We start from the raw sequence: 11124 nt of genomic DNA, 5'->3' as shown, positions 1-11124 counted from the left end.
GCGCTACAAGATCGTCCGTGGCGCCCTGGACACCCAGGCCGTCAAGAACCGCAAGCAGGCCCGTAGTCGCTACGGCGCGAAGAAGGGCTGAGAACAATGCCTCGTAAGGGTCCCGCCCCCAAGCGCCCCGTCGTCAACGACCCGGTGTACGGCGCTCCGATCGTCACCCAGCTGGTCAACAAGATCCTCGTCGACGGCAAGAAGTCGCTCGCGGAGTCCATCGTGTACGGCGCCCTCGAGGGCGTCGAGTCCAAGAACGGTCAGGACGCTGTTGCCACCCTCAAGAAGGCGCTCGACAACGTGCGACCGACTCTTGAGGTCAAGAGCCGCCGAGTCGGTGGTTCCACCTACCAGGTTCCCGTCGAAGTCAAGCCGCACCGTGCGAACACCCTCGCGCTGCGCTGGCTTGTCAGCTACGCGAAGGGTCGTCGTGAGAAGACCATGACCGAGCGCCTGCAGAACGAAATCCTGGATGCCTCGAACGGCCTCGGTGCCGCGGTCAAGCGCCGCGAAGACACCCACAAGATGGCCGAGTCGAACCGCGCATTCGCCCACTACCGCTGGTAATACCCCTTCGCCGTTCCCGCAGGCCACAAACCTGCGGGAACGGCGAAGTCCGCGACATCCCTCACCACACGTAAGGACACCCCGTGGCACAAGAAGTGCTCACCGACCTGAACAAGGTCCGCAACATCGGCATCATGGCTCACATCGACGCCGGCAAGACGACGACGACCGAGCGCATCCTCTTCTACACGGGTGTCAACCACAAGATCGGCGAAACCCACGACGGCGCTGCGACCACCGACTGGATGGAGCAGGAGCAGGAGCGTGGCATCACGATCACCTCTGCGGCCGTGACGTGCTTCTGGGACAAGAACCAGATCAACATCATCGACACCCCCGGCCACGTGGACTTCACCGTCGAGGTGGAGCGTTCGTTGCGCGTGCTCGATGGCGCCGTTGCTGTCTTCGATGGCAAGGAGGGCGTGGAGCCCCAGTCCGAGACCGTGTGGCGTCAGGCCGACAAGTACGACGTGCCGCGCATCTGCTTCGTCAACAAGATGGACAAGCTCGGTGCTGACTTCTACTTCACCGTCGACACGATCATCAACCGTCTGAAGGCAAAGCCCCTCGTCATCCAGCTGCCGATCGGTGTCGAAAACGACTTCGTCGGCGTCATCGACCTGGTTGAAAACCGCGCCCTCGTGTGGCCCGGCGACGCCAAGGGTGACGTGACCATGGGCGCCAAGTACGAGATCCAGGAGATCCCTGCCGACCTCGCTGACAAGGCCGCCGAGTACCGCGAGAAGCTCCTCGAAACTGTCGCTGAAAGCGACGAGGCGCTGCTGGAGAAGTACTTCGGCGGTGAGGAGCTCACGGTCGCCGAGATCAAGGGCGCCATCCGCAAGCTCACGATCGCCTCGGAGATCTACCCCGTGCTGTGCGGCTCGGCATTCAAGAACCGCGGCGTGCAGCCCATGCTTGACGCTGTTGTGGACTACCTGCCCTCGCCGCTGGACGTTCCCTCGATCGAGGCTCACGACCCCAAGGACGAAGAGAAGATCATCGAGCGTCACGCCGACGCTGCCGAGCCGTTCGCCGCGCTCGCCTTCAAGATCGTCTCGCACCCCTTCTTCGGTCGCCTCACCTACATCCGCGTGTACTCGGGTCACCTCGACTCCGGTGCGCAGGTGGTCAACGCGACCAAGGGCAAGAAGGAGCGCATCGGCAAGATCTTCCAGATGCACGCCAACAAAGAGAACCCGGTCGACTCGGTCACCGCGGGGCACATCTACGCCGTCATCGGCCTCAAGGACACCACCACGGGTGACACCCTCTCGGATGCCGACAAGCAGGTCGTCCTCGAGTCGATGACCTTCCCGGAGCCGGTCATCGAGGTCGCGATCGAGCCCAAGACGAAGGCTGACCAGGAGAAGCTGGGTCTGGCGATCCAGAAGCTTGCCGAAGAGGACCCGACGTTCCGCGTCGAGCAGAACTCCGAGACCGGCCAGACCGTCATCAAGGGCATGGGCGAGCTGCACCTCGACATCCTCGTGGACCGCATGAAGCGCGAGTTCAAGGTCGAGGCCAATGTCGGCAAGCCCCAGGTGGCGTACCGCGAGACGATCCGCAAGGCCGTCGAGCGCCACGACTACACGCACAAGAAGCAGACCGGTGGATCCGGCCAGTTCGCGAAGATCCAGTTCGCGCTCGAGCCCCTCGAGGTCACGGCCGAGAAGATCTACGAGTTCGAGAACAAGGTCACCGGTGGCCGCATCCCGCGCGAGTACATCGAGCCGACCAACCAGGGCTTCCAGGACGCGATGAACGTCGGTGTCCTGGCCGGCTACCCCATGGTCGGCATCAAGGCGATCCTCATGGACGGCGCGTCGCACGACGTCGACTCGTCCGAAATGGCGTTCAAGATCGCCGGTTCGATGGGCTTCAAGGAGGCCGTCCGCAAGGCGAACCCCGTCATCCTCGAGCCGCTCATGGCGGTCGAGGTGCGTACTCCCGAGGAGTACATGGGGGACGTCATCGGTGACCTGAACTCGCGTCGCGGCCAGATCCAGTCGATGGAGGATGCCGCCGGCGTCAAGGTCGTCCGGGCCCTCGTTCCCCTGTCCGAGATGTTCGGCTACATCGGTGACCTGCGCTCGAAGACCTCGGGCCGTGCGGTCTACTCGATGGAGTTCGACAGCTACGCGGAGGTCCCCAGGGCCGTCGCCGACGAGATCGTCCAGAAGAACAAGGGCGAGTGATCGCTCACGGGTGCCGCACCCGCGGCATCCGGTTCTTCGGGGTTACAACTTCACACCAGAAACACACACACCCTCTCGCCTAGACTGAGAGACATCCCCGTAGAGTGCCGGTCGCAATCCAGCGCCCGGAGCTTCTACATGACCGTCCTGAGGAGGACCCAGTGGCTAAGGCCAAGTTCGAGCGGACCAAGCCGCACGTGAACATCGGAACGATCGGTCACGTTGACCACGGCAAGACGACGCTCACCGCGGCGATCTCGAAGGTGCTCGCCGACAAGTACCCGTCGGCCACCAACGTGCAGCGTGACTTCGCGTCGATCGACTCGGCTCCCGAGGAGCGTCAGCGCGGTATCACGATCAACATCTCGCACGTTGAGTACGAGACCCCCAAGCGTCACTACGCACACGTTGACGCCCCGGGTCACGCCGACTACATCAAGAACATGATCACCGGTGCTGCCCAGATGGACGGCGCGATCCTCGTGGTTGCCGCCACCGACGGCCCGATGGCTCAGACCCGTGAGCACGTTCTGCTCGCCAAGCAGGTTGGTGTTCCCTACCTGCTGGTCGCGCTGAACAAGGCTGACATGGTCGACGACGAGGAGATCCTGGAGCTCGTCGAGCTCGAGGTTCGCGAGCTGCTCTCGAGCCAGGACTTCGATGGCGACAACGCCCCCGTCGTTCGCGTTTCGGGCCTGAAGGCTCTCGAAGGCGACGAGAAGTGGACCGAGTCCATCGTCGAGCTCATGAACGCTGTTGACGAGTCGATCCCCGACCCGGTGCGTGACAAGGACAAGCCGTTCCTCATGCCCATCGAGGATGTCTTCACGATCACCGGTCGTGGCACCGTCGTCACCGGTCGCGCCGAGCGTGGCACGCTCGCGATCAACTCCGAGGTCGAGATTGTCGGCATCCGCCCGACGCAGAAGACCACGGTCACCGGTATCGAGATGTTCCACAAGCAGCTCGACGAGGCATGGGCCGGTGAGAACTGTGGTCTGCTTCTTCGTGGCACCAAGCGCGAAGACGTCGAGCGCGGTCAGGTCGTCGTCAAGCCCGGTTCGGTTACCCCTCACACCAACTTCGAGGGCACCGCGTACATCCTGTCCAAGGACGAGGGTGGCCGTCACAACCCGTTCTTCACGAACTACCGCCCGCAGTTCTACTTCCGCACCACCGACGTGACCGGCGTCATCACCCTCCCCGAGGGCACTGAGATGGTCATGCCCGGTGACACCACCGACATGACGGTCGAGCTGATCCAGCCGATTGCCATGGAAGAGGGTCTCGGCTTCGCGATCCGTGAGGGTGGCCGCACCGTCGGCGCCGGCACGGTCACGAAGATCCTGAAGTAATCTTCGGCACCTGTCGAGAGGGGTCGTCCGCGTCACGCGGGCGGCCCCTCCGTCGTGCTGGAAACCCCCCCCCGTTTCAGCGGCAGTGCGTCGAGTGAGGTCTTTGTTTCGAATCGGTGAACATTGCTCCCGTTTCGCAGCCCCGATTGTGGTATTCACGAAACTGTGGGTAGCCTGGGAGCAACTCGCGGAGGACGAGGGCTGTTCCAGGCAGCGCTGACCTCCGCGCAAAACGCCCCCCACGCCGCTCGTCGGCATACACACAACAGACTTTTTTCTACGTCGGGGAGACACTATGAAGAGCCTACGTACCAAGATTGCGGCGGTAGCCATCGCTATCGTCGCTCTCGTTGCCGCACCGACGGCAGCGATGGCCTACACGCCTGTTCCGCCGAGCGGAACGACGACGACGATTCCTGCCGGCGGATCGGCGACGTTCCTGTTCGACTTCATCGGCACCGGCACCGTCGACTACACCTGGACCGGTGAGGGTGTCGGCCCGGGCAGCCTTGCCATGGTCAAAGCCGCGCCGACCTCGACGCAGGTCACCAAGGCCACAGGCCAGACCGTCAAGGTCACGCTCCCTTCGAACGCCACCGGCCAGTACGTGCTAGTGGGTGTGCGCGACGGCGGGGCGGAGACCATAACGCTCAGGATCAACGCGACGATCGCGACGACCGGTTTCGACGCGACCTCGATGCTCGGGGTCTGGATCGGTGGCGGCGTGCTGCTGCTCGGCGGTGTGCTCGTCACGGTCTTCGCGGCGCGCCGCGAACGCCAGGACGCCTGAGCGCGACCGTACAACCTCAACGAAGGCCCCCGCTTCGGCGGGGGCCTTCGTCATGCGGCGGCGTAGCGGATCAATCCCGGCGTGAGTTTGCGACACGCCCGGGATGCACGTAGACTACTGAGGTTCCACATTCCGGTGCGCACTGTTGTGCGCCTGGATCACTGCCAGGGCAGTGCATAGAACGCGCGAAAGCGCAGAGTCTAGGCCGCGGGCAGCAGAACACGTTTCCCACACAGCATCCCTGCTTGCCAGGGTGACACGCGTGCGTGTCGTGCGGGACCGGATGCGCGAGCGTCCGGGTTGACATCAGAACAGCGGTGCAGCATCCGCACTATGTGGAGTGAAGTGCCACGGCGCGCAAGCGCCACGGTGCGTCCAATGCCCGTGCCCCGAACCGATCGGGGTCCAGAGGTAAGACGCGAGAAAGAGAGTGAGCAGACAATGGCGGGACAGAAGATCCGCATTCGCCTGAAGTCGTACGACCACGCGGGGCTTGACAGCTCGGCGCGCAAGATCGTCGACACCGTGACCCGAGCGGGCGCGACGGTCGTTGGACCCGTGCCGCTTCCGACCGAGAAGAACGTCGTGTGCGTCATCCGGTCGCCCCACAAGTACAAGGACAGCCGCGAGCACTTCGAGATGCGCACCCACAAGCGTCTGATCGACATCATCGACCCGACGCCCAAGGCCGTCGACTCGCTGATGCGCCTTGACCTGCCGGCCGACGTCAACATCGAGATCAAGCTCTGAGGTTCGACATGGCTGACATCAACTCAAAGATTTCGAAGGGACTGCTGGGCACCAAGCTCGGCATGACCCAGGTTTGGGACGAGAACGGCAAGCTCGTTCCCGTCACCGTGATCGAAGTGGCCCCCAACGTGGTCACCCAGGTCCGCACCCCCGAGAAGGACGGCTACAACGCCGTTCAGATCGCGTACGGCCAGATCGACCCCCGCAAGGTGAACAAGCCCCTCTCGGCCCACTTCGAGGCCGCGGGCGTCACCCCTCGCCGCCACCTCACCGAGGTGCGCACGGCGGATGCAGCTGACTACTCACTCGGTCAGGAGCTCACCGTCGACGGCGTGTTCGAGGCGGGTCAGCTGGTCGACGTCGTCGGCACCAGCAAGGGTAAGGGCACCGCGGGTGTCATGAAGCGCCACAACTTCAAGGGCGTTTCGGCCTCGCACGGTGCGCACCGCAACCACCGCAAGCCCGGTTCGATCGGCGCCTCCTCGACCCCCAGCCGCGTGTTCAAGGGCATGCGGATGGCAGGTCGGATGGGCGGCGAGCGCGTCACCGTGCTGAACCTCACCGTCCACGCGGTCGACGCCGAGAAGGGTCTGCTGCTCGTCAAGGGCGCCGTCCCCGGTGCGCGTGGTCGCATCGTCTACGTCCGCAACGCAGTGAAGGGTGCCTGATCATGGCTGACTCGACTCTCGCGCTCGACGTCCACAAGGCTGACGGCAAGAAGGCCGGCTCGGTTGAGCTGCCCGCCGCCCTGTTCGACGTCAAGACGAACATTCCGCTCATCCACCAGGTCGTCGTGGCGCAGCGCGCCGCGGCTCGCCAGGGTACTCACTCGACCAAGCGTCGCGGTGAGGTCTCGGGTGCCGGCCGCAAGCCGTTCAAGCAGAAGGGCACCGGTAACGCCCGTCAGGGTTCGATCCGCGCGCCCCACATGACCGGTGGTGGCATCGTCCACGGGCCCAAGCCCCGCGACTACGGACAGCGCACGCCCAAGAAGATGATCGCTGCCGCGCTCCTCGGTGCGCTGAGTGACCGCGCTCGTGGCGAGCGTCTGCACATCGTCGACTCGTTCGGTATCGAGGGTGCTCCGTCCACGAAGGCTGCTGTTGCCGTCCTCGGCAACCTCGCCCCGGCGAAGAACGTCCTCGTGGTCGTCACGCGCGACGACGAGACGAGCATCCTGAGCGTTCGCAACCTCGCGTACGTGCACGTGCTCTACGTCGACCAGCTCAACGCCTACGACGTCCTCGTCTCGGACGACATCGTCTTCACCAAGGCTGCCTATGACGCGTTCGTCGCGTCGAAGACCGTCTCCACCCAGGAGGTCTCCGCATGACCACTGTCAACAAGGACCCGCGCGACGTCATCCTGAAGCCGGTCGTCTCCGAGAAGAGCTACTCGCTCATCGACGAGGGCAAGTACACGTTCCTCGTGGACCCGCGTGCGACCAAGACCGAGATCAAGCTCGCGATCGAGAAGATCTTCGGCGTCAAGGTGGCCTCGGTCAACACGATCAATCGCGTCGGCAAGGCCCGTCGCACCCGTTTCGGCATGGGCAAGCGCAAGGACACCAAGCGCGCCATCGTCACGCTGAAGTCGGGCTCCATCGACATCTTCACGGCCGTCGGCTGACAGTCGGGATAGAGGACTAGAGACATGGCAATTCGCAAGTACAAGCCCACGACCCCCGGTCGCCGCGGCTCGTCGGTGGCGGACTTCGCTGAGATCACCCGATCGACGCCCGAGAAGTCGCTCCTTCGTCCGATCGCGAAGACCGGTGGCCGCAACAACCAGGGCCGCATCACGACGCGTCACATCGGTGGCGGACACAAGCGTCAGTACCGTGTGATCGACTTCCGTCGTAACGACAAGGACGGCATCAACGCCAAGGTCGCGCACATCGAGTACGACCCCAACCGCACCGCGCGCATCGCGCTGCTGCACTACGTCGATGGCGAGAAGCGTTACATCCTCGCCCCGAACAAGCTGCAGCAGGGCGACATCGTGGAGTCGGGTCCCTCGGCCGACATCAAGCCCGGCAACAACCTGCCGCTGCGTAACATCCCCACCGGTACCGTTGTGCACGCGATCGAGCTGCGCCCCGGTGGCGGTGCGAAGATGGCCCGCTCGGCAGGGGCCGCAGTTCGCCTCGTCGCCAAGGACGGCCCCTACGCGCAGCTTCGTCTGCCGTCCGGTGAAATCCGCAACGTCGACGCTCGCTGCCGCGCCACGATCGGCGAGGTCGGCAACGCCGAGCAGTCGAACATCAACTGGGGCAAGGCTGGCCGCAAGCGCTGGAAGGGTGTGCGCCCGACCGTCCGCGGTGTCGCGATGAACCCGGTCGACCACCCCCACGGTGGTGGTGAGGGCAAGACCTCCGGTGGTCGTCACCCCGTGAGCCCCTGGGGCCAGGCGGAGGGCCGTACGCGCCACGCCAACAAGGAAAGCGACAAGCTCATCGTCCGCCGCCGCACGGCCGGCAAGAAGCGCAAGTAGGTAGGAACAGAAGATGCCACGCAGTCTCAAGAAGGGCCCCTTCGTCGACGAGCACCTGCTTCGCAAGGTCGTCTCCCAGAACGAAGCCGGGACCAAGAACGTCATCAAGACCTGGTCGCGCCGCTCGATGATCATCCCGGCCATGCTCGGCCACACGATCGCCGTGCACGACGGTCGCAAGCACATCCCTGTGTTCGTGAGCGAGACCATGGTCGGCCACAAGCTGGGCGAGTTCGCGCCCACCCGCACCTTCCGCGGCCACGAGAAGGACGACAAGAAGGGCCGCCGCCGCTGACGCGGGGGCGCAAGAGGAGAGAGAAATGGTGGAGTCCATCGCACGCGTGCGACACATCCGCGTGACCCCTCAGAAGGCTCGTCGTGTCGTCGCGCTCATCAAGGGCAAGCAGGCCGAAGAGGCCCTCGCGATCCTGAAGTTCGCGCCGCAGGGTGCGAGCGAGCCGATCTACAAGCTGGTTGCGTCGGCCATCGCCAACGCTCGCGTGAAGGCCGACAACGACGGCACCTATTTCGACGAGGGTGCGCTGTTCGTCAAGAACGCGTACGTCGATGAGGGAACGACGCTCAAGCGGTTCCAGCCGCGCGCGCAGGGTCGTGCATTCCAGATCAAGAAGCGCACCAGCCACATCACGGTCGTTCTCGCAACGCCCGAGGTCGCTGAGACCGCGCCCGCTGCCAAGACCAAGAAGGCGAGCAAGTAATGGGACAGAAAGTCAACCCGTACGGCTTCCGCCTGGGCATCACCACCGACCACGTGTCGCGGTGGTTCTCGGACTCGACCAAGCCGGGTCAGCGCTACGCCGACTACGTGGCCGAGGACATCAAGATCCGTCGTCTGCTCAAGACGCAGCTCGACCGCGCCGGTGTCAGCAACATCGAGATCGAGCGCACGCGTGACCGCGTTCGCGTCGACATCCACACCGCCCGTCCGGGCATCGTGATCGGTCGCCGCGGCGCCGAGGCTGAGCGCATCCGCGCCGACCTCGAGAAGCTCACCGGCAAGCAGATCCAGCTGAACATCCTCGAGGTCAAGAACCCCGAGGCTGACGCTCAGCTGGTCGCGCAGGGCATCGCCGAGCAGCTGTCTGCTCGTGTTGCCTTCCGTCGCGCAATGCGTAAGGGCCTGCAGGGCGCGCAGCGTGCCGGCGCCAAGGGTGTCCGGATCCAGGTCTCGGGCCGCCTCGGCGGTGCGGAGATGAGCCGGTCGGAGTTCTACCGAGAAGGCCGTGTGCCGCTGCACACCCTGCGCGCGAACATCGACTACGGCTTCTACGAGGCCAAGACCACCTTCGGCCGCATCGGCGTGAAGGTCTGGATCTACAAGGGCGACCTCACTAACAAGGAACTGGCCCGCGAGCAGGCGAACCAGAAGCCCGCGCGCGAGCGTGGCGACCGTCGTGGCCCCCGCCGCGACAACCGCGCCGCTGAGGCCCCGGTCGCAGAAGGAGCGTCGGCATAATGCTCATCCCCCGCAAGGTCAAGTACCGCAAGCAGCACCACCCGGGTCGCGATGGCCAGGCCACCGGTGGCACCAAGGTGTCGTTCGGTGAGTTCGGCATCCAGGCCCTGACCCCCGCCTATGTGACCAACCGTCAGATCGAGTCCGCTCGTATCGCGATGACCCGTCACATCAAGCGTGGTGGAAAGGTGTGGATCAATATCTACCCCGACCGTCCGCTGACCAAGAAGCCTGCCGAAACCCGCATGGGTTCCGGTAAGGGCTCGCCGGAGTGGTGGGTCGCAAACGTCAAGCCGGGTCGCGTCCTCTTCGAGGTTGCCGGTGTCAACGAGCAGCTCGCTCGTGAAGCCCTGACCCGTGCCATCCACAAGCTGCCTCTGAAGGCACGCATCATCAAGCGCGAGGAGGGCGACGCGTAATGGCGATCGGCACCAAGACGCTCGCCCCGAGCGAGCTGGACACGTTCGAAGACCAGCGCCTGGTCGAGGAGCTGCGCAAGGCCAAGGAAGAGCTGTTCAACCTGCGCTTCCAGTCGGCCACCGGCCAGCTCGACAGCCACGGCCGCATCCGCGCGGTCAAGCGTGACATCGCGCGGCTGTACACCGTCATCCGCGAGCGCGAGCTCGGCATCCGTGCCACGCCCGCTCCCGTCGAGAAGGCGACCAAGGCTCGCAAGACGAAGGCCGCGAAGTCGGATGACGACGCTGCCGCCAAGGAGGAGGCTGAGTGATGGCCACCACAGAGAACACCACTGAGAAGGCTCCGGCCAAGAAGGCGCCCGCTAAGAAGGCTGCTGCCGAGAAGGTTGTCGAGGCTCCGGTCGAGGCAGGTCACGAGCACTCGGAGCACGACGTTCGCGACCCCAACGCCCGCGGCTACCGCAAGACCCGTCGTGGCTACGTCGTCTCGGACAAGATGGACAAGACCATCGTCGTCGAGGTCGAGGACCGCGTGAAGCACCCCCTCTACGGCAAGGTCATCCGCCGGACCTCGAAGGTGAAGGCGCACGACGAGACCAACACCGCCGGCATCGGCGACCTCGTCGTCATCAACGAGACCCGTCCGCTCAGCGCCACCAAGCGCTGGCGTCTGGTCGAGATCCTCGAGAAGGCGAAGTGATCTCATGATTCAGAACGAATCCCGCCTCAAGGTGGCGGACAACACGGGCGCGAAAGAGCTGCTGACCATTCGTGTGCTGGGCGGCTCCAACCGTCGGTACGCCGGTCTCGGCGACATCATCGTGGCAACCGTCAAGGATGCGATCCCCGGCGGCAACGTCAAGAAGGGCGATGTCGTCAAGGCTGTTGTGGTGCGCACGGTCAAGCAGACCCGCCGTCCCGACGGTTCCTACATCAAGTTCGACGAGAACGCCGCCGTCATCCTGAAGAACGACGGGGAGCCCCGCGGCACCCGCATCTTCGGACCGGTCGGCCGTGAGCTTCGTGACAAGAAGTTCATGAAGATCGTCTCGCTGGCCCCGGAGGTCATCTGATC

General features: G+C 64.5%; 16 protein-coding genes and 1 pseudogene. All 17 read left to right on the top strand.

Annotated elements, in window-relative coordinates; genetic code table 11:
- A pseudogene (locus ACQVDU_RS06015) lies at positions 1–91 on the top strand (30S ribosomal protein S12); the annotation flags it as partial.
- A 5-nt stretch (positions 92–96) separates the two neighbouring features.
- Positions 97–567, top strand: a complete 471-nt coding sequence (gene rpsG, locus ACQVDU_RS06010) for a 30S ribosomal protein S7 (protein WP_292709636.1) — start codon at positions 97–99, stop codon at positions 565–567.
- Between the two features lie 83 nt (positions 568–650).
- On the top strand, positions 651–2765 hold the full coding sequence (gene fusA / locus ACQVDU_RS06005; RefSeq protein WP_292709638.1) for an elongation factor G: 2115 nt from the start codon (positions 651–653) through the stop codon (positions 2763–2765).
- A gap of 161 nt (positions 2766–2926) precedes the next feature.
- Positions 2927–4120 (top strand): elongation factor Tu, encoded by a 1194-nt coding sequence (gene tuf / locus ACQVDU_RS06000; RefSeq protein ID WP_292709640.1) that lies wholly within the window; start codon positions 2927–2929, stop codon positions 4118–4120.
- Between the two features lie 295 nt (positions 4121–4415).
- Complete coding sequence (locus tag ACQVDU_RS05995; protein WP_443476528.1) at positions 4416–4910, top strand: hypothetical protein; 495 nt, start codon at positions 4416–4418, stop codon at positions 4908–4910.
- A 441-nt stretch (positions 4911–5351) separates the two neighbouring features.
- Positions 5352–5660, top strand: a complete 309-nt coding sequence (gene rpsJ / locus ACQVDU_RS05990; protein WP_013584016.1) for a 30S ribosomal protein S10 — start codon at positions 5352–5354, stop codon at positions 5658–5660.
- A gap of 8 nt (positions 5661–5668) precedes the next feature.
- Complete coding sequence (gene rplC / locus ACQVDU_RS05985; protein ID WP_292709644.1) at positions 5669–6328, top strand: 50S ribosomal protein L3; 660 nt, start codon at positions 5669–5671, stop codon at positions 6326–6328.
- Between the two features lie 2 nt (positions 6329–6330).
- Entirely contained in the window at positions 6331–6993 is a 663-nt protein-coding gene (rplD, locus tag ACQVDU_RS05980; protein WP_300591418.1) for a 50S ribosomal protein L4, read from the top strand.
- Positions 6990–7289, top strand: coding sequence for a 50S ribosomal protein L23 (gene rplW / locus ACQVDU_RS05975; RefSeq protein ID WP_300591419.1), 300 nt, complete (start codon positions 6990–6992; stop codon positions 7287–7289). The genes rplD and rplW overlap by 4 nt, the downstream gene beginning before the upstream one ends.
- A 24-nt stretch (positions 7290–7313) precedes the next feature.
- A complete protein-coding gene (gene rplB / locus ACQVDU_RS05970; RefSeq protein WP_292709649.1) occupies positions 7314–8153 on the top strand; it encodes a 50S ribosomal protein L2 in 840 nt (279 codons plus the stop codon).
- Positions 8154–8166: 13 nt separating this feature from the next.
- A complete protein-coding gene (rpsS, locus tag ACQVDU_RS05965; protein ID WP_018187348.1) occupies positions 8167–8448 on the top strand; it encodes a 30S ribosomal protein S19 in 282 nt (93 codons plus the stop codon).
- A gap of 25 nt (positions 8449–8473) precedes the next feature.
- A complete protein-coding gene (gene rplV, locus ACQVDU_RS05960) occupies positions 8474–8872 on the top strand; it encodes a 50S ribosomal protein L22 (protein ID WP_363498312.1) in 399 nt (132 codons plus the stop codon).
- Positions 8872–9630 (top strand): 30S ribosomal protein S3, encoded by a 759-nt coding sequence (gene rpsC / locus ACQVDU_RS05955; protein ID WP_195692938.1) that lies wholly within the window; start codon positions 8872–8874, stop codon positions 9628–9630. The genes rplV and rpsC overlap by 1 nt, the downstream gene beginning before the upstream one ends.
- Positions 9630–10049 (top strand): 50S ribosomal protein L16, encoded by a 420-nt coding sequence (rplP, locus tag ACQVDU_RS05950; protein ID WP_195692939.1) that lies wholly within the window; start codon positions 9630–9632, stop codon positions 10047–10049. The genes rpsC and rplP overlap by 1 nt, the downstream gene beginning before the upstream one ends.
- Entirely contained in the window at positions 10049–10360 is a 312-nt protein-coding gene (gene rpmC, locus ACQVDU_RS05945; RefSeq protein ID WP_228177320.1) for a 50S ribosomal protein L29, read from the top strand. Before rplP ends, rpmC begins: the two co-directional genes overlap by 1 nt.
- Complete coding sequence (rpsQ, locus tag ACQVDU_RS05940) at positions 10360–10749, top strand: 30S ribosomal protein S17 (protein WP_443476527.1); 390 nt, start codon at positions 10360–10362, stop codon at positions 10747–10749. The genes rpmC and rpsQ overlap by 1 nt, the downstream gene beginning before the upstream one ends.
- 4 nt (positions 10750–10753) lie before the next feature.
- Positions 10754–11122 (top strand): 50S ribosomal protein L14, encoded by a 369-nt coding sequence (gene rplN / locus ACQVDU_RS05935; protein WP_292709660.1) that lies wholly within the window; start codon positions 10754–10756, stop codon positions 11120–11122.
- The last annotated feature ends 2 nt before the right edge of the window (positions 11123–11124 follow it).

Source organism: Microbacterium sp. F2 (assembly GCF_052274505.1).
In the GTDB taxonomy this organism is placed as follows: domain Bacteria; phylum Actinomycetota; class Actinomycetes; order Actinomycetales; family Microbacteriaceae; genus Microbacterium.
This window is presented reverse-complemented; position numbering and strand designations above follow the sequence as displayed.